The sequence below is a fragment of the Nonomuraea sp. NPDC050556 genome (assembly GCF_044457355.1).
Lineage (GTDB): Bacteria > Actinomycetota > Actinomycetes > Streptosporangiales > Streptosporangiaceae > Nonomuraea.
Genome location: NZ_JBITGU010000002.1, coordinates 1,581,147 through 1,597,939, shown reverse-complemented (window position 1 = coordinate 1,597,939; position 16,793 = coordinate 1,581,147). Strand labels below are relative to the sequence as shown.

General features: G+C 70.2%; 21 protein-coding genes. 9 read left to right on the top strand and 12 right to left on the bottom strand.

Features of this window, described 5'->3' with window-relative positions; translation table 11 throughout:
• Positions 1 to 51: 51 nt before the first annotated feature.
• Genes ACIBG8_RS25620 through ACIBG8_RS25610 form a run of 3 tightly spaced genes read left to right on the top strand, consistent with a single transcriptional unit; the run spans position 52 to position 2,520 of the window.
• The gene (locus ACIBG8_RS25620; RefSeq protein ID WP_397345448.1) at positions 52 to 891 is read left to right on the top strand and encodes a neutral zinc metallopeptidase; all 840 of its coding nucleotides are present in this window, start codon (positions 52 to 54) and stop codon (positions 889 to 891) included.
• Between the two features lie 56 nt (positions 892 to 947).
• Complete coding sequence (locus tag ACIBG8_RS25615) at positions 948 to 1,289, top strand: YciI family protein (RefSeq protein WP_397345447.1); 342 nt, start codon at positions 948 to 950, stop codon at positions 1,287 to 1,289.
• Between the two features lie 10 nt (positions 1,290 to 1,299).
• Positions 1,300 to 2,520: an RNA polymerase sigma factor gene (locus ACIBG8_RS25610; protein ID WP_397345446.1), complete on the top strand. Its 1,221-nt coding sequence runs from the start codon at positions 1,300 to 1,302 to the stop codon at positions 2,518 to 2,520.
• On the opposite strand, the gene ACIBG8_RS25605 is transcribed toward ACIBG8_RS25610, so the two are convergent.
• Both ACIBG8_RS25605 and ACIBG8_RS25600 read right to left on the bottom strand, forming a co-directional pair.
• Positions 2,492 to 3,889: an MFS transporter gene (locus tag ACIBG8_RS25605; RefSeq protein ID WP_397345445.1), complete on the bottom strand. Its 1,398-nt coding sequence runs from the start codon at positions 3,887 to 3,889 to the stop codon at positions 2,492 to 2,494. The two genes, ACIBG8_RS25610 and ACIBG8_RS25605, sit on opposite strands and share 29 nt — an antisense overlap.
• Before the next feature lie 200 nt (positions 3,890 to 4,089).
• Positions 4,090 to 4,821: an alanyl-tRNA editing protein gene (locus ACIBG8_RS25600; protein ID WP_397345444.1), complete on the bottom strand. Its 732-nt coding sequence runs from the start codon at positions 4,819 to 4,821 to the stop codon at positions 4,090 to 4,092.
• A 140-nt stretch (positions 4,822 to 4,961) separates the two neighbouring features.
• On the opposite strand from ACIBG8_RS25600, the gene ACIBG8_RS25595 reads away from it, so the two are divergent.
• The gene (locus tag ACIBG8_RS25595) at positions 4,962 to 5,540 is read left to right on the top strand and encodes an SGNH/GDSL hydrolase family protein (protein WP_397345443.1); all 579 of its coding nucleotides are present in this window, start codon (positions 4,962 to 4,964) and stop codon (positions 5,538 to 5,540) included.
• Between the two features lie 115 nt (positions 5,541 to 5,655).
• On the opposite strand, the gene ACIBG8_RS25590 is transcribed toward ACIBG8_RS25595, so the two are convergent.
• Positions 5,656 to 6,141, bottom strand: coding sequence for a MarR family winged helix-turn-helix transcriptional regulator (locus ACIBG8_RS25590; protein WP_397345442.1), 486 nt, complete (start codon positions 6,139 to 6,141; stop codon positions 5,656 to 5,658).
• Between the two features lie 69 nt (positions 6,142 to 6,210).
• Between ACIBG8_RS25590 and ACIBG8_RS25585 the strand changes: the two genes are divergently transcribed.
• Entirely contained in the window at positions 6,211 to 6,642 is a 432-nt protein-coding gene (locus ACIBG8_RS25585; protein WP_397345441.1) for a hypothetical protein, read from the top strand.
• Here ACIBG8_RS25585 and ACIBG8_RS25580 read toward each other — a convergent pair whose 3' ends face one another.
• The 6 genes from ACIBG8_RS25580 to ACIBG8_RS25555 form a co-directional block, all read right to left on the bottom strand.
• Positions 6,643 to 7,038 carry a DUF2516 family protein gene (locus ACIBG8_RS25580; protein WP_397345440.1) on the bottom strand — a complete coding sequence of 132 codons (396 nt, stop codon included), beginning with the start codon at positions 7,036 to 7,038 and terminating at the stop codon, positions 6,643 to 6,645.
• A 436-nt stretch (positions 7,039 to 7,474) separates the two neighbouring features.
• Complete coding sequence (locus ACIBG8_RS25575; RefSeq protein ID WP_397345439.1) at positions 7,475 to 7,891, bottom strand: hypothetical protein; 417 nt, start codon at positions 7,889 to 7,891, stop codon at positions 7,475 to 7,477.
• 3 nt (positions 7,892 to 7,894) lie between these two features.
• Entirely contained in the window at positions 7,895 to 8,353 is a 459-nt protein-coding gene (locus ACIBG8_RS25570; RefSeq protein ID WP_397345438.1) for a helix-turn-helix domain-containing protein, read from the bottom strand.
• A gap of 62 nt (positions 8,354 to 8,415) precedes the next feature.
• The gene (locus ACIBG8_RS25565) at positions 8,416 to 9,318 is read right to left on the bottom strand and encodes a M56 family metallopeptidase (RefSeq protein WP_397345437.1); all 903 of its coding nucleotides are present in this window, start codon (positions 9,316 to 9,318) and stop codon (positions 8,416 to 8,418) included.
• Positions 9,315 to 9,671, bottom strand: coding sequence for a BlaI/MecI/CopY family transcriptional regulator (locus tag ACIBG8_RS25560; RefSeq protein WP_397345436.1), 357 nt, complete (start codon positions 9,669 to 9,671; stop codon positions 9,315 to 9,317). Before ACIBG8_RS25560 ends, ACIBG8_RS25565 begins: the two co-directional genes overlap by 4 nt.
• A gap of 5 nt (positions 9,672 to 9,676) precedes the next feature.
• Positions 9,677 to 10,435, bottom strand: a complete 759-nt coding sequence (locus ACIBG8_RS25555) for an AraC family transcriptional regulator (RefSeq protein ID WP_397345435.1) — start codon at positions 10,433 to 10,435, stop codon at positions 9,677 to 9,679.
• Positions 10,436 to 10,486: 51 nt separating this feature from the next.
• Here ACIBG8_RS25555 and ACIBG8_RS25550 point away from each other — a divergent pair, with 51 nt between their 5' ends.
• Together ACIBG8_RS25550 and ACIBG8_RS25545 are read left to right on the top strand one after the other, a co-directional pair.
• Positions 10,487 to 11,593 (top strand): MFS transporter, encoded by a 1,107-nt coding sequence (locus ACIBG8_RS25550; protein WP_397345434.1) that lies wholly within the window; start codon positions 10,487 to 10,489, stop codon positions 11,591 to 11,593.
• Positions 11,593 to 12,117: an O-acetyl-ADP-ribose deacetylase gene (locus ACIBG8_RS25545; RefSeq protein ID WP_397345433.1), complete on the top strand. Its 525-nt coding sequence runs from the start codon at positions 11,593 to 11,595 to the stop codon at positions 12,115 to 12,117. Before ACIBG8_RS25550 ends, ACIBG8_RS25545 begins: the two co-directional genes overlap by 1 nt.
• On the opposite strand, the gene ACIBG8_RS25540 is transcribed toward ACIBG8_RS25545, so the two are convergent.
• Both ACIBG8_RS25540 and ACIBG8_RS25535 read right to left on the bottom strand, forming a co-directional pair.
• On the bottom strand, positions 12,083 to 12,868 hold the full coding sequence (locus tag ACIBG8_RS25540) for a class I SAM-dependent methyltransferase (RefSeq protein WP_397345432.1): 786 nt from the start codon (positions 12,866 to 12,868) through the stop codon (positions 12,083 to 12,085). The two genes, ACIBG8_RS25545 and ACIBG8_RS25540, sit on opposite strands and share 35 nt — an antisense overlap.
• A gap of 48 nt (positions 12,869 to 12,916) precedes the next feature.
• On the bottom strand, positions 12,917 to 13,660 hold the full coding sequence (locus tag ACIBG8_RS25535; protein WP_397345431.1) for an SDR family NAD(P)-dependent oxidoreductase: 744 nt from the start codon (positions 13,658 to 13,660) through the stop codon (positions 12,917 to 12,919).
• A gap of 131 nt (positions 13,661 to 13,791) precedes the next feature.
• Between ACIBG8_RS25535 and mshA the strand changes: the two genes are divergently transcribed.
• Together mshA and ACIBG8_RS25525 are read left to right on the top strand one after the other, a co-directional pair.
• Positions 13,792 to 15,030 (top strand): D-inositol-3-phosphate glycosyltransferase, encoded by a 1,239-nt coding sequence (gene mshA, locus ACIBG8_RS25530; protein WP_397346187.1) that lies wholly within the window; start codon positions 13,792 to 13,794, stop codon positions 15,028 to 15,030.
• 10 nt (positions 15,031 to 15,040) lie between these two features.
• Positions 15,041 to 15,529, top strand: coding sequence for a YbjN domain-containing protein (locus tag ACIBG8_RS25525; RefSeq protein ID WP_397345430.1), 489 nt, complete (start codon positions 15,041 to 15,043; stop codon positions 15,527 to 15,529).
• Here ACIBG8_RS25525 and ACIBG8_RS25520 read toward each other — a convergent pair.
• Complete coding sequence (locus ACIBG8_RS25520) at positions 15,456 to 16,769, bottom strand: MFS transporter (RefSeq protein WP_397345429.1); 1,314 nt, start codon at positions 16,767 to 16,769, stop codon at positions 15,456 to 15,458. The two genes, ACIBG8_RS25525 and ACIBG8_RS25520, sit on opposite strands and share 74 nt — an antisense overlap.
• Positions 16,770 to 16,793 lie beyond the last annotated feature (24 nt).

Genomic DNA, 16,793 nt, shown 5'->3' with positions numbered 1-16,793 from the left:
GGATACGCCCTGCTGGGTCTGGGTACGTTGTTGACCTGGGGGGATATGTTCATGCGGCGGTCTACGTCGTGGGCCGCGCCGCTGGGTGCGTGCGCCGCGGCCATCGTGCTGACCGTGGTCGTCTGCTCGCTGCTGGCCGGGTCGCGCCCGACGGTCGCCGGGCCTACGTCCACGCCATCGCTGGCTGACACCGAGGTGCGGGGGTTCGTCAGCCTTCCCGCCTCGCTGCCCAGGTACGGCTGTGCCGTACCGGCCATCGAGGAGGGCGACCCGGCGTCCATGGCCGCCTTCATGGGCACGCTGACCGACTGCCTGGACACGACGTGGCGGGCCACGCTCGGCGGCGCGTTCACGCGGCCGGACCGGGTGTTCTGGGACAGCCCTGGCAGGAGCCCGTGCGGCGACTTCCCCGCCTCCGGAGCCTCGGCGTTCTACTGCCCGACCAACCAGGGCATGTACATCGGCACGGCCGACGTGGTGAAGGCGTCCGGCTACGCGCCGGTCTGGCAGTTCTCGATCTACGGCCGGGTGCTGGCCCACGAGTACGCCCACCACGTGCAGAACGCGGCGGGCATCCTGACCGCCGCCTGGCAACTGCGCGCCAGTGCCGACGCCGCGCGCGCCAACGAACTGACCCGCCGCGCGGAACTGCAGGCCCAGTGCCTGGCCGGCGTCTACTTCCACGCCGTACGGCTGGCCCCGCCGCTCAGCGCCGAGCTGTGGGAGTCGGCGCTGGAGGACTCCAGGGCCAGGGGCGAGGACGCCAAGCCCGAGGAGGAGCGCAACCACGGCAGCGGCGCGAGCTACGCGGGCTGGCTGGACCGCGGCTTCACGACGGGCACGCCGTCCGCCTGTGACACGTGGACGGTTTCCTCGGCGGAAGTTTCCTGAGAACGTCGATTCCCGCGTCCCCCGTTCGACGCGTGGCTGAGAGAAGGGAGAACATCATGCGCTACATGATGATCGTCAAGGGCGACCCCGAGGGCGGCGCCGACTTCACGCCGAGCAGCGACATCGTCGCCCAGATGCGCACCTACAACGCCGAGCTCGTCAAGGCGGGCGTGATGCTCGCCGGTGAGGGCCTCTACCCCAGCTCCGAAGGGGTCCGGCTGAAGTTCTCCGGCGGCAGGTCGACCGTGGTGGACGGGCCGTTCACCGAGTCCAAGGAGCTCATCGCCGGGTTCTGGATCATCGAGGTCAAGTCGAAGGAGGAGGCCGTGGAGTGGGCCTCCCGCATGCCGGGACAGGAGGGATCCGAGGTAGAGCTTCGCCGGGTGTACGAGGTCTAGACTCCGGTGGGTGGTCTCTGACACCCATCGCGCGATCGACGCGGTGTGGCGCATCGAGTCGGCGCGGGTCATCGCCGGACTCGCCCGCATCGTGCGCGACGTCGGCATCGCGGAAGAGCTCGCGCAGGACGCCCTCCTCGCGGCACTGGAACAGTGGCCGCGCGAGGGCGTTCCGCGCAATCCCGGCGCGTGGCTCATGGCGATCTCCAAGCGGCGGGCCATCGACCTGATCCGCAGAGAGCAGACCTACGGCCGCAAGCTGGAGGAGGTCGGCAGGCTCCAGACCGACGTCGCCGAGGACGAGTTCGACCTGGAGGAGATCGAGGACGACCTGCTCCGCCTGGTCTTCGTCGCCTGCCACCCGGTCCTGTCCACGCAGGCCAGGGTGGCGCTCACGCTGCGGCTGCTCGGCGGGCTGACCACCGACGAGATCGCGCGCGCCTTCCTGGTGCCCGAGCCGACCGTCGCCCAGCGCATCGTCAGGGCGAAGAAGACGCTGGCCAAGGAACAGGTGCCGTTCGAGGTGCCGCAGGGCGCCGAGCTCGTCGAGCGGCTGGCCTCCGTGCTCGAGGTCATCTACCTGGTCTTCAACGAGGGCTACACGGCCACGGCGGGCGACGACTGGATGCGGCCCGCGCTCTGCCAGGACGCGCTGCGCCTGGGCCGCATCCTGGCCGAGCTCATGCCCAAGGAGCCGGAGGTGCACGGCCTGGTCGCGCTGATGGAGATCCAGGCCTCGCGTACGGCCGCGCGCACCGGGCCGGACGGCGAGCCCGTCCTCCTGCTCGACCAGGACAGGACGCGCTGGGACCGGATGCTCATCGGCCGCGGCCTGACCGCGCTGAAGCGCGCGGAGGCGGTCGGCCCCTACGTGCTGCAGGCCGAGATCGCCGCCTGCCACGCCCGCGCGCTCACCCCTTCGGAGACCGACTGGGTGCGCATCTCGGCCCTTTACGAGGAGCTGGCCTCGCTGGCACCTTCGCCGGTGGTGGAGCTCAACCGGGCGGTCGCGCTCTCGATGGCGTACGGCCCTGCCGTCGGGCTGGAGCTGCTCGACCAGCTCGGTGACGCGCTGCCCGACTACCACCTGCTGCCGAGCGTGCGCGGCGACCTGCTCGCTCGGCTGGGCCGTACACGGGAGGCTCGGGAGGAGTTCCTCAAGGCGGCGGCGCTGACAAGGAACGAGCGCGAGCGCAGGCTGCTCATCGAGCGGGCTGATGGCCTGCCTTGAGGTCGTAGAAGCCCACCGCCAGGGCGGCCAGGACGAAGGCCAGGATGACGAGCAGGCCCAGGCGGAAGGCCGCGCCCCAGTCGCCGTGGTTGCCCGCGACGGCGGCGAAGAACGCCGACCCGACGGCGGCGATGCCGACCGCGTTGCCGATGCGCTGCCCGGTCTGCAGCACTCCGGCCGCGGTCCCGCCCTCCTGGAAGGGCACCTCGGACAGCGCGATCGTCTGGTTGGGCGAGATCACCAGGCCGCTGCCGAGCCCGGCGACCAGCAGGGGGAGCGCCGTGGCGTACCCGACCCCCTTGCCCGGCCACAACTCCACGGCCAGCCACGCGCCGAGCAGCCCGACGATCACCACGACCAGCCCGAACACGATCAGCGCCCGGCCGTAACGTGACACGAGCCGCCCGCCGACGAACGCGGCGACCGCCGAGCCCACGGCGAACGGCGTGACCGCGAGCCCGGCCTCCAGCGCCGAGGACCCGAGCCCGTTCTGCAGGTAGACGGTGAAGATGAAGAAGATCGCGGTGAAGCCGGAGAAGTACAGCAGGCCCAGCAGGGAGCCGAGCGCGTAGGAACGCAGCCGGAAGAGGCTGAAGTTGACCAGCGGCCCCTTGCACCGGCGTTCCCACCAGGTGAACACCGCGAGCAGCACCGCACCCACCGGGATGAGCGCCCACTTGGCCGCGCCCTCCCACTCCTGCGCCTCGAGGAAGGGCAGCATGATCGCGACCACGCCGAGCCCGAGCAGGAGGACGCCGAGCGGGTCCATCCCCTTCTGCTCGCCGTAGATGGGTGGAGGCAGCAGTTTGTACGCCAGGGGCAACGCGATGACCCCGACGGGGACGTTCACATAGAACACCCAGCGCCAGCCCTCCTCACTGCCCGCCAGCGCGATCAGCACCCCACCGAGGAGCGGCCCGACGGCGGTGGCGATCCCGATGGTCGCCCCCAGCGCCCCGAACGCCTTGCCTCTGTCCGCCCCCTGGAACTGCTGCTGGATCAGCCCGGCCACCTGCGGGTTCAGCACCCCGCCCGCGACGCCCTGGAGCAGCCTGGCGACGATGAGCCACTCGATGGAGGGCGCGAGACCGCAGACCGCACTGGCCAGGGTGAACCCGGCGAGCCCCCACATGAACACGGCCCGGCGACTCCGCGCGTCCCCCAGCCTGCCCGCCGGGACGAGCGCCAGCCCGAAGGTGAGCGCGTAGCCCGACAGGATCCACTGCAGGGCGCCTTCCGAGGCGTGCAGGCCTTCCTGGATGGAGGGCAGGGCCACGTTGACGATGCTGACGTCGAGCAGGGTCATGAACGCCACGACCAGGCAGATCGACAACGCCTGCCAGCGCCGCTGCCCCGTCTCCACCTTCATGTCCCGCCCGTGCCCCGGGTTCCACCACAGATAACCCCACCCCAAGACAAACCCCGGCATACCCCGCCCCCCGGGGAAGCCCAGCCCTAAGAGCTTCCAACAGAAGGGCCTCCCGCACGAATGGTCTCCCCTCCGGAGGGCCGTGGGCGCTCTCGGGACGAGGGGTCATGCTGTTAGGAGCCCTAAGACAGCCGCGGTCGTCAGACGATGGCGATGCGCAGGCGGCGGAACCCGCGCCCCTTGCTCTCGATCTTGGTGACCCGGATCTCGCCGATCTGCTTGGTCGAGGCCACGTGGGTGCCGCCGTCGGCCTGGGTGTCCAGGCCGACGATGTCGACGATGCGCACGTCCTCGACCTCCTCGGGCACCAGGTTGGTGGCCGTGCGGATGATGTCCGGGATCGCGAACGCCTCCTGCCTGGGCAGCACCCGCACGTCGATGCGCCGGTCGGCGAGGATCTCGGCGTTGCACGCCGCCTCCACCGCCTCCTTGAACCCCTGGGGCACCTCGGGCAGGTTGAAGTCCATGCGTGCGGTTCCAGGCTCCATGTTGCCGCCCGTGACGAGCGAGCCGTAGTCGCGGAAGACGACGCCGCAGAGCACGTGCAACCCCGAGTGGGTACGCATCAGAGCCGAGCGCCGCTCGTCGGCCACAGCCGCCTGGACCACCGTGCCGACCGGGGGCACCGGGTCGCCCTCCAAGGGGATCAGGTAGAGATCGTCGCCTTTGCGTACGCCGGCGATCCTGGTTTCCACCCCTTGCCAGAGCAGAGTTCCCTGATCCGCCGGCTGGCCGCCGCCACCTGGGTAGAATGCCGACCTGCTCAAGACGATCCCCTCGGGCGTCGAGTCCAGGACGACGGCCTCGAAGGAGCGCAGGTTCTGGTCTGCCAGCTCGAGCCGTAGCGTACGCCCGTGGAGATCGATGCTCATGTCGGCAGCCTAGAGCCCTCGAGGTGAGAATGCGCGGCCTGCTGGATCGCCCGCCGACCGCACCGGCCGCCGCACTTCTGGCGATATGTTCGGCAATTTCGGGATGCAGTGGCGCCGAGGCGGCGGCTCCCGTAAGGCCGGTGGCGCAGAAGGCGGTCACCCCGGTCATGATGTTCGTCGGCGACAGCTTCACCGTCGGGTCGGGGCCGGTGCCCACGTGGCGCAGTTACGCGACGGAGACGGCGCGGTTGCTGCGGTGGCAGCCGGTGATCGCGGGGGCGGGTGGCACGGGGTTCGTCAACAGGGGGCGCGTGGGGCGCAACTTCCAGGAGTCGTTCGAGGCGGAGCTGGCCTGGCGGCCCGCTCCTGACGTGCTGGTCATCTCGGGGGGTCACAACGACCGCCGGTGGACGACCCTGCGGGTACGGCAGGCGGCGGCGAGGCTCGTCTGGACGGCCCGCGGCTACTGGCCCGCCACCAAGATCGTGCTGGTGGGGCCGCTCTGGCTCGACCGCGCTCCCCGCAAGGCCTACGCGGTCCGCGACGCCCTGAAGGACGTGGCCGGACGCGAGCAGATCACCTTCATCGACCCGATGGAGCAGCGGTGGGTGACGGGCAAACGCGCGGAGACCGTCCTGCCCGACGGCATCCATCCCACCTTCTCCGGACATCTGCGCATAGCCCGCTGGCTGGTCAGCGCCCTCCGCTCCGCCGCCTGACGCCGAACCCCGATCGCGCGTTGCCCCCTGGACCATCCAAGGACCAGGCACTCCCCACCACTGACCGACCACCCAGAGGGATGCGGTGGGGTTATCCGCGGGGTGAGAGGTGGGGCTATTTGCGGGCTTTTCTGGTGCGTACGGCGGGCAGGGTGCGGACGTGGTCGAGCTGCCTGTCGTACATCTCGCGCGCCCCCCGCAGGAAACGCCCCACCAGCTCCAGCTCCGCCTCCGACAGCCCTCCCATCAGCGCCGCGCCCTCCTCGGCGAACGCCTTGTAGAACCCCCACGTGTCCTCCCGCACCTCCTCGGTGATCCGTACCACGACCTTGCGCCGGTCGTCGGGGTCGGGGGAGCGGGTGAGGTAGCCGAGCTTCTCCAGCCGGTCGAGCATGGCGGTCACGCTCCCGGTGGTCAGCCCGAGCGCGGGACCGAGCACGCTCGGCGTCGCAGACTCCCTGCCGGTGAGGATCTCCAGGCAGCGCAGGTCGGTGCGGTTGATGCCGAGCGCCCTGGCTACGGCCTCGTCGTAGTCGTTGACGGCCGCCTGCATGAGCTGCATCTCGTTCGACACGACCTCTTCGATTTTTTCTCTTGACATTCAAGCCTCTTGGAGTTCAAGATAAAGGTATCTCGAACATCAAGATACACGAACATCAAGGAGAAAGTCATGGAGCGCATCGAAGGTTTCCGCACCAACACCAGGAAGCTCGGCCGCTGGACCGAGTCGCGCGACTTCGAGGTCCGCGGCCACAGCGGGAGCATCGTGCTCGACCTGCGGGCCCTGCCCGAGGGCGACGTCGAGGTCCGCGTCGACATCGAGCGCAGCTCGCTGAAGCTGCTCGTGCCGGACAACGCGACCGTCGACCAGTGGGACCTGCGGCTCACCGGCCGCAGCAAGGTCACCGACTACGAGCGCCCGCAGACGCAGGACGGCCCGCGCATCAGGCTCGTCGGCGAGGTCAGGAAGGGTGAGGTGCGCGTGAACAGGGGCGGCGTCGCCGTACTGAGCGCCATGCTCACCAGGGAGTTCGTCGAGGACTGCAGGCGCGCCCACCGCGACGGCGACGCGCCCACGGTGCACGACCCCGTGGCGGTGTGACTACCAGGGGCCGTAGGGGCCGTTGTTGCCGCCCCTGCCGCCCATGCCCTTCACGGCCGGCTTGACGTCCACGATGTAGACGGCGGCGGCGATGACGGACAGGATCGAGAAGAAGCCCAGACCGATCCCCGCGAACGCCGCTCCGCCGATGTAGAGGAAGGCCTGGAAGTAGGACCAGGCGCCTGCGGCTGAGAACAGGGTGGCGAGGACGAGGATGACCAGCCAGAGGTTCTTCTGCAGCTTGCCCGCTGCGGCGAACGCGTTGGCGGGCACCCGTAGGGCGTGGACCAGCGCGTATACCGACATCGCGAAGATGATGCCGGCGAGCGCGAGGAACAGGAGGTTGAGGCCGCCGTTGATCAGGTTCATATCCACTCCGCCCAGGTCGTCGGCCACAGCCTAATGGGAATCGCCGACAAACGAGAAAGGCCCGTCCTCATGGGGACGGGCCTTCGTGTTTCCCCACAGGGTTGACCACCTCACGGGGGTGACCACCTCACGGGGTTGACCACCTCAGAGGGTGACTACCTCACGGAGCGCCCACTCTCGGGGTGACCATCTCACGGGGTGACCGCCCGGGAGGGCGACCACCTCACGGGGTGACCCGCACGGAGTGGCCCCCACGGGATGATCACCGCAGGTGATCCCTTGCTCCTAAGGGAGGCCAGCCACATGAGGAGATGTAGATCCTCCCCCAGAGGGCCATCCGTCCGATGAGGCTGAGGTCACCCGCGAGGTGGGGTGAAGTCACCCATGAGGTGAAGCCACCCGTCAGATGAAGCCACCATCAGGTGAGCGCACCCGTGAAGGTGAGCTCACCCGTGAGGGGAGGTCAGGCCTTCGGCGTGGGGGTCTTGCGGGTGGTGGTCTTCTTGACCGGCGTGGCGACCGCCGGCTCGGCGGCCTCGGAGACCTCCTCCAGCTCCAGCGCCGCCTGCCCGCTAGCCTGGCTGACGACCTTGCGCCCGCGGCTGGCGAACTCCTCGTAGACCTCAGTGGCCTTGTGGGACAGCTGGTCGGCGTACTCGCGCGCCTTCTCCGGGAAGTCCTTCGCCACGGCCTCCGCCTTGGTGCGGTACTCCCGCGCCTTCTCCGGCAGATCCTTGGCGATCTCGGACCGCCGCGACGTCAGCTTCTGCAGCTGCTCGGGCAGCTCACGCAGCTTCTCAACGGCGAAGTCACCGGCACCGGCGACGGCGTAGAACGGCTTGGACTCGGTGAGCTTCTTGACCTCGGTGGCCAGCGTCATGGGTTAACCTTCCTTGGTTTCCTGGGTGACAGGTGACACCGCGAACGGCTCGAGGGCGGCTAGGAAGTCCTCGGGCAGGTCGTCCTGAGGGCGGGCATTCTGGGAGGTCTGCTCGTCCTCAACGCGGTTTTCCTTGCGGAACGACTCGTAGATATCGATCAGCACCTGGCGTTGCCGCTCGGTGATGTGCGTGTCCGCCCTGATCGCCGTTTCCACGTCGCTGGGCGGTTCGCGGTCTTCGATGAGGCCGGCCTGCACGTAGAGCGCCTGCGCCGAGATGTGCAACCCCTTGGCGATCTGGTTGAGAATCTCCGCGCTCGGCTTGCGCAGGCCACGCTCGATCTGGCTGAGGTAGGGGTTGGAGACCCCCGCCTGCGCCGCGAGCTGCCGCAGCGAGATCTTCGCCTGCGTGCGCTGCTCGCGGATGTACTCGCCGATCGAGCCGACCTTGGGTAGTGCCATGCCCCTAGTCTGCACCGCGAGTGCTTGCAATTGCAAACGGGCTAGCTAGCACCTGTAAGCGCTCAAGCAGGGATAACCCACAGAAGGGGCGCCGATGTGGTCAACGTCACAGCAAGCACCAGCAAGCTGTAGCGGAAGCTCCTCGACAGCTCGGGCGCGGGCTTGATCAGCCGGTCGACCCTGGCCATGACCTGGGAGTGGAGGCCGAGCATGCCGTGCGGGGTGGGCATGCTGCCCGCCGTACCGAACCTGAGAAGGGCGGTGGCGAGCCTGCGCGGGGAGCAGTAGCGGCGGGCGCGGTCGTCGGCCGCCATCTCGACGAGCAGCTCGACCTGGGCCTGCGCGTCGCGCACGACCTTGGCCCAGGGCAGCGCCCTGCGCAGCGCGGCGAACGGCAGCAGCACCAGGTCGTGCCGCTCGCGCACGTGCGCCGCCTCGTGGGCGAGCACGGCGGTCAGCTCGTCCTGTGACAGCAGCTCCATCGCGCCGGCGCTGACCACGACCTGGGAGTTCCAGCCGGGCACGCAGTAGGCGGCGGGGCCCGGGTGGTCGACGACGCGCACGCCGGGCACGACCGGGTCCTCGCGGGCGACCAGCGAGAGCAGCACCCGGTGGCGGCTGCGCGCGCGCAGCGTCTGGATCATCGCGGTGATCGTGACGACCACGAGTACGGCGAGCAGCGTCAGCCCGCCGACCATGGCGAGGATGTGCGGCAGGTCCCACTCGCCGGCAGCGGGCTGGGCGCTGGCGAAGGCGATCAGGCCGTGCAGGACACCGGCGTCGTACGGCATGACGGCATAGGCGAGCAGCGCGCCGCTGCTGGCCAGGCCCCAGGCGACGCCGAGCGCCTGCCAGAGGATGATGGCCAGCCTGGGGGCGCGGGAGGTCCACTGAGCGGTCGTGAAGCGCCAGGCGCCGAACGCGCACGCCGTGGCGAGCGCCGCCAACGCCGCCGCCGTGATCACTCTTCCTCCAGCTCCGTGAGGGCCTTGAGCAGGATCTCCGCCTCGGTGCCAGACACGGTCTTGGCGAAGCGGGTCAGGGCGGCCGAACGGTCACCCGTCATGTCGAGAGCCTCAAGCATAAGCTCGGCGACGTAGCTGTCACGGCTTTCTGCCGGTTCGTACCGCCACGCGCGCCCGTCACGGGTCCTGAGCAGGAAACCCTTGCGGGTGAGTCGATCGAGGACGGTCATCACCGTCGTCGGGGCCAGGTCGCGTTCCGCGATGAGCCTGCCGACCTCGCGGGCCGTCAGCGGGCTGTTCTCCGCCCAGAGGATGTCCATGATGCTGCGTTCGAGCTCGCCAAGACCCTTCACACGCTCTAGCGTAGTACTACAGGTTGTCGAGCATGTTTCCGGGCTCCCGGTGTGTGACCGAAAGCACGCCGGAAAACCTCGATGAACGCGCTGGCCGACGCCCATCCGCACCGGTGCGCCACTGCCGTCACCGGAACGTCCTCGGCCAGCAGCCGCAACGCGTGATGCAGCCGCAGTTGCGTGCGCCACTGCGGGAACGTCATGCCGAACTCGGTGCGGAACAACCGCGACAACGTGCGCCCGCTGGCTCCCACCCGCCGCCCGAGCTCCTCCAGCGTGCTGCCGGAGGCGGGGTCGAGGTCGAGCAGCACGCACAGCGCGGCAAGCCTGGGATCGCGCGCCGACGGAAGGTGCATGGGCTGCTGCGGCGAGTGCCTGAGCCGGTCCATGAGGACGGCGAGCATCCTGTCCCGCTCCTCCGGCGGATCGGAGACGGAGGTGCAGGCGATGATCAGCTCCCGCAGCAGAGGCTCGACCAGCAGTACGGCGGGCCGTTCCAGCCCCAGCGGGTTGCCCGCCAGCCCCAGCGCGTGCAGGTCGGTGCGCCCGTAGGCGCGGTGCTCGTGCACGGTCCCGGCGGGGATCCAGATCGCCCTGGTCGCCGGGGCGATCCAGCTGCCCGACTCGGTGGTGACGGCGAGCACGCCGCGGCCCGCGTAGACGATCTGGTGCTCGTCGTGCCAGTGCGCGTCGACGCCCGCCCCGGCGCTGAGCATGCGCGTCGCGGTGGCCGGACGCTTCTCGTGGCGGCTTTCCGACATCATCTGGCACTTTATCGAAAGCAGGAAATTTCCCCATGTCGGAGGATCGGCAGGGTGAAGAAATCGCTCGGCCTCCTCTCCTTCAGCCATCTGGTTGACGACATGTACCAGGGCGCGGTGCCCGCGATCCTGCCCTTCCTCACCCTCGAACGCGGCTACAGCTACTCGGCGGCCACCGGCATCACCCTGGCCGCGACCGTGATCTCGTCGGTCGCGCAGCCGGTGTTCGGCGCGCTCGCCGACCGGGGCAGGATGCTCTGGCTCACCCCGGTAGGCCTGCTCGTGGCCGGGATCGGCATCGGCCTGTCCGGCGTGGGGGAGTCGTACGCGTGGACGTGGTGCGCCGTCGCGCTGTCCGGGCTCGGCGTCGCGGCCTACCATCCGGCTGCCGCCTCCGCGACGCGGGCGATCGCCGGGCCGTCCGCGCAGGGGATGAGCTGGTTCGCGGTCGGCGGCAACGTGGGGCTCGCCCTCGGTCCCGTGCTGGCCACGCCCGTCCTGCTGGCCTACGGGCTGCTCGGCACGCCGCTGCTGGCCGTACCAGCGGTGTTGATGGCTGCCGTGCTCCTGGGCCTACGTCGCACGACAGCGGCCAGGAGCACGCGCGAGGTGGTGCGCAGGGACGACTGGCGGTCCTTCTGGTGGCTCACCGGGCTGGTCGTGGTCCGTTCGATCGTGTATTTCGGGGTGACGTCGCTGCTCGGCCTCTACGTGATCGCGCGCTTCGGGCTGTCGCCTGGGACGGCTTCGCTCCTGCTCACCACCTTCCTCGGGGTGGGGGCCGCGGCCACGATCCTCGGCGGGTGGATCGCGGACCGCTGGGGCAAGCTGACCGCGGTGCGCCTCGGCTATGCGGTCGCGTTGCCCGCGCTGGCTTTGCTGGTGGCCGCGCCGTCGCCGTGGCTGGTCGCGGTGGCCATGGTCGGGGCGGGGGTCGGCGTCTACCTGCCGTTCGCGGTGCAGACGTCGCTGGGGCAGGACTACCTGCCCAACAGGATCGGCACGGCCTCTGGGGTGACGCTGGGGCTGGCGGTGTCTGCTGGAGGGGCGTTCGCGCCGCTGTTCGGGTGGCTGGCGGACACGAGCGGGCCGGTGTGGTCGCTCGCCGTTCTGGCGGTGCTGCCTGGGCTCGCTCTGCTGGTGTCTGCCAAGCTGCGTTGATGGACATCACGCTGGTTCTCGGCGATCTGACGGAGCAGGACGCCGACGCGATCGTGAACGCGGCCAACTCGTCGCTGCTCGGTGGCGGAGGTGTGGACGGCGCGATCCACCGTCGCGGAGGGCCGGAGATCCTGGAGGCCTGCCGCGCGCTCCGGGCGTCCCACTACGGCAAGGGGCTGGCGACCGGCCAGGCGGTGGCGACGACGGCAGGGCGGCTCAAGGCGCGTTGGGTGATCCACACGGTCGGGCCGGTCTACTCGCGCGACGAGGACCGGTCGGCGCTGCTCGCCTCCTGCTACCGGGAGTCGCTGAAGGTCGCGGACTCGCTGGGCGCGGCCACGGTCGCCTTCCCGGCGATCTCGACCGGCATCTTCGGCTGGCACATGGACGACGCCGCCCGCATCGCCTGGCACGCCGTACGGCAGGCCGACACGCAGGTGGCCGAGGTGCGCTTCGTGCTGTTCGAGCCCGATGCGTACGCCCTGTGGGTCAGAGCGGGGCGAGCGCCGACCACGGAAGGGTGAGCTCCCCGAGCCGCCAGCGCGCCTTCCCACCGAAGGGCGGGTGCTGGGGAATCGGCCACTGCCCGGCCAGCGACCCGACCGTGCGCAACCACCGCTGACGCAGCCCGTGCACCCCGTACGGCGCGGCCACCGCCCAGGCATGGTCGAAGTCCCGCAAGAACGCATGGATGCGCTCGCCGGGCACATTGCGGTGGATCAGCGTCTTGGGCAGCCGGTCGGCCAGATCGGACGGCTTGTCGAAGGCGTCGAACCGCGCCGAGAACGTCACCGTCTCAGGCCCCTGCTGCGAGAGCCCCACCCAGACGGCTCGCCGTCCATTCTCCGAGCACGTGCCCTCCACCAGAAGGCCGCCGGGGGCGAGCCTGCCGCACAGCGCCTCCCAGTGCCGCCACGCCTCGGCCTCGCCGTACTGCCTGAGCACGTTGAACGCCCGCACCAGCGCGGGCGGCCGAGGGACGGGCAGCTCGAACCCACCGAGCGCGAACCGCAACCCGTCTCTCTCGTACGGCTTCGCGAGGGCGACCCGCGCCGGATCGATCTCGATCCCCACCACCTCGACAGCCGGGTTGACCGCCCGCAGCCGGGTGAACAGCTCCAGCGTCGTCGTGTGCGACGCCCCATAGCCAAGGTCGACCACCAGCGGATCACCATCCAGGACCCGCCGATGCACGCCGACAACCCACCGGTCGGCCCTGCGCAGCCGGTTGTACCCAGTGGTCCCCCTGGTGATCGCCCCGACGGGCTTGGCCACGCTCCACCCCCTAAACACCTCAACCCCTCAAGGGACCTCAACCCCTGGTCAGGAGGTGACGCGGTGCACCTTGTGCTGGGCGGCCTGGGCGCGGGGGCGCAGGACGAGGCGGTCGACGTTGACGTGTGCGGGGCGGGTGACCGTCCAGGCGATGGCATCGGCCACATCGTCAGCCGTCAGCGGCCCGGGTACGCCTGCGTAGACCTTCGCAGCGGCCTCGGCGTCGCCCCTGAAGCGGTTGACGGCGAAGCCCTCCGACTGCACCATCCCCGGAGCGATCTCGATGATCCGCACCGGTTCGCCCACCAGCTCCAACCGCAGCGTCTCCACCATCGCCGTCTGCGCGTGCTTGGCCGCGCAATACCCCCCGCCACCCTCGTAAGACACCAGCCCGGCCGTCGAGGTCAGCATCACCAGCACCCCGTCCCCCGAGGCGATCAGCGACGGCAGGAGCGCCTGGGTCATCCGCAGCGACCCCAGCACGTTGATGTCGTACATCCGCTGCCAGTCCTCGACCAGCGCCCCGGACACCGGCTCCAGCCCGACCGCCCCGCCCGCGTTGTTCACCAGCACGTCGCACCGCGAGAGCGAAGCGGCCAGCGCGTCGACGGACTCCTGGGACGTGACGTCGAGCGTCACCGGCGTGATCGACGGCACCTCGGCCGCCAGCTTGTCGAGCCGCTCACGCCGCCTGGCGGCCGCGACCACGTCGTACCCCTCCGCCGCGAGCCGCCGCGCGGTCGCCTCGCCGATCCCGCTGCTTGCCCCGGTCACCACCGCCGTCTTCTTCATGGCCCACACCTTAATGACACCCCCGCCGTGACCTGCTGTCGGGAATGTCGGAAAGACTCGAATAGTTGTAGTTCGTTCGGAGGTGGTCTCTGGTGAGGCGACGGCGGGTCAACCGGGTCGCGACGATCAGCATGCACACATCCCCGCTCGACCAGCCGGGCACCGGTGACGCGGGCGGGATGAACGTGTACATCGTCGAAACCGCGAAGCGTCTTGTCCAACTGGGCGTCGAGGTGGAGATCTTCACCAGGAAGACGTCACGCGACCTGCCCCCGGTGGCCGAGCTCGCCCCGGGGATCACCGTCCGCCACGTCAGCGCGGGACCCTACGAGGAGCTCGACCGCGCCGACCTGCCCAGCCAGATGTGCGCGTTCCTGTCCGGCGTGCTGCGCACCGAGGCCATGTACGACCCGGGCCGCTACGACGTCATCCACTCCCACTACTGGCTGTCCGGCCAGGTCGGATGGCTGGCCAAGGAGCGCTGGGGCGTCCCGCTCGTGCACACCATGCACACCATGGCCAAGGTCAAGAACCTGCTGCTCGCCGAGGGCGACAAGCCGGAGCCCCAGGCGCGCGTGTGCGGTGAGGAGCAGGTCGTGGAGATCGCCGACCGCCTCGTGGCCAACACCGACGCCGAGGCGCGCGAGCTCATCGACCTGTACGGCGCGCCGTCCGACCGGGTCGCCGTCGTCAACCCCGGTGTGAACCTCACCGTCTTCCAACCCGCCTCCCAGGGCGCGGCGCGCCGCAGGCTCGGCCTGCCGCAGAACGCCCACGTGCTGCTGTTCGTCGGCCGCATCCAGCCGCTCAAAGCGCCGGACGTGCTGCTGCGCGCCGCCGCCCGCATGCTCATCGAGGACCCGTCGCTGCGCGACAGGCTCGTCGTGGCCTGCGTGGGCGGTCCTTCGGGGAACGGCCTGGCCAGGCCGTCCATCCTCACCGACCTCGCCGCCGAGCTGGGCATCTCCGACGTCGTACGGCTGGTGCCGCCGGCTCCGCAGGACGAGCTGGCCGACTGGTACCGCGCGGCCGACGTGACCGTGGTGCCGTCCTACAGCGAGTCGTTCGGCCTGGTCGCCCTGGAGTCGCAGGCCTGCGGCACGCCCGTCGCCGCCGCGTCCGTGGGCGGGCTGCGCACCGCCGTACGTGACGGCGTGTCCGGGGTGCTCGTCGACAACCACGACCCGGACACCTGGGCGCGCGTGCTCACCAGGTTCGTCACCATGCCGCGCTGGCGCGACGGCCTGTCCTCTGGCGCACGCGCGCACGCGGCGGCCTTCGGCTGGTCGGCGACCGCCGCGCGGCTCATGGACGTCTACGCGCAGGCGCTGTCGAACCTGCACCGGGTGCCGGTCGCGGTGAACTCGTAGGCTGTACGGCATGCGCGAAGTGATCGAGGCGGCACTCAAGGCGGCGGACGTTCCCTTCGAGGAGCCGCACCCGGGGTCGTTCCTCGTCACGCTGCCCGGCCAGCGCAAGCTGGCCACGGTGACCTGGCTCATCCTCGGCGACCAGGCACTGCTCGTCGAGGCGTTCTTCTGCCGCCAGCCGGACGAGAACCACGCCGAGTTCTACCGCTTCCTCCTGGGCAAGAACGGCTCGATGTACGGCGTGCACTTCGCGCTCGACCCGGTCGGCGACGTCTACCTCGTCGGCAGGATCCCGCTGTCGGCGATCTCGGCCGACGAGGTCGACCGGCTGCTCGGCTGTGTGCTCACCTACTCGGACGACTGGTTCAACAGCGCGCTGGAGCTGGGCTTCTCCTCGACGATCAAGAAGGAGTGGGCCTGGCGGGTCAAGCGGGGCGAGTCGCTGAAGAACCTTCAGGCGTTCGCCCACTTCGCCGATCCCGATCGATCCTCCGCCTGACCGACAGCCCGAAGGCGGCCACCCCGAGCCCGAGCAGCCCGGAGACCACGAACGGCGCGGCGGGACGCCACCCGTCGTAGAGAACGCCGCCGATCGCCGACACCAGCAGGATGCCCAGCGCCCCGCACAGGGCCTGCACGCCGAACGCCGACCCGCGGATCGCGGCGGGCGCGTGCGTGCCGAGCAGCGGCCCCGCCGTGTTGATCCCGGCGATCTCCCCGACGCCGACGAACACCGCCACGATGATCATCCCTGGCCCGAGCGGGTCGTCGACCAGCAGCGTGGACAGGTAGGCCAGCCCTGCCGTCAGTTGCGCGCCGATGACCAGGTTGTGCCGCCTGACCCGGTCGCCCAGCCAGCCGAGCAGGGGAGAGGCGATCAGGGACATGCCGTGCGCGATGCCGACCACCATCCCGGCCCTGGCCAGCGCCTGAGCGCTGGACATGCCGTGGGCGACGCCGTAGTTCACTATCCATAACGACATAAATCCGGATACGACGGCTAGGTCGGCGCGGGCCACGAACGCCGCCGCGTACGACAGCGCGACCCCAGGGTCGCGGGCCAGCCTGACCCCTTCCGTGATGAGCCGTGGAAGGGGGATGTGGGTCTCCGCCGGTTTGCCCGCCGACAGCGTGAACCGCATGACCACCCCGGCCACCAGCAGCGCCGCGGCCACGATCAGGAACGACACCCGCGTGGCAGCCGCCGCGTCCATGCCGCCGCGCTCCAGCCGTTCTGGCAGCCTGGCCAGGGTGAACACCGCGAACATCGCGCCCAGCCCGCTGGTCACGCCGAGCACGCCGTAGGACTTGCCGCGCGAGCGCTCCGCCGCGTAGTCGATGGCGAGCGTGGCGAACATCCCGCCCAGCGCCGCCGTACCCAGAGAAAACACCACCCGCAGTGCCACCAGGACGGCCGCGCTCCCGGCGAAGGGCGCCAGCGCCGTCCCCAGCGCGCACAGCGCGAACCCGGCCACGACGATCGGCCGCCGCCCGACGCGGTCGGCCAGCGCGCCGTACCAGAGGAGGCTGACGATCATCGTCAGCTCCGCGACGAACCCCAGCAGGCCGACCAGCCGCCCCTGCGCGCCTGGCGCCACGCCGAGCACGCCGGACAGGAGGTGGGGCTGCGCCGTGGGCATGAAGGTGATGACCATCGTGGCCACGAAGCCGAGGACCCAGCAGGCGATCATGTTCGTTCTGGTGAACCCGGGGGCGACGTCGACGCCGAGAACGCGCATGTGCGTGATCATGACACCTGAGGG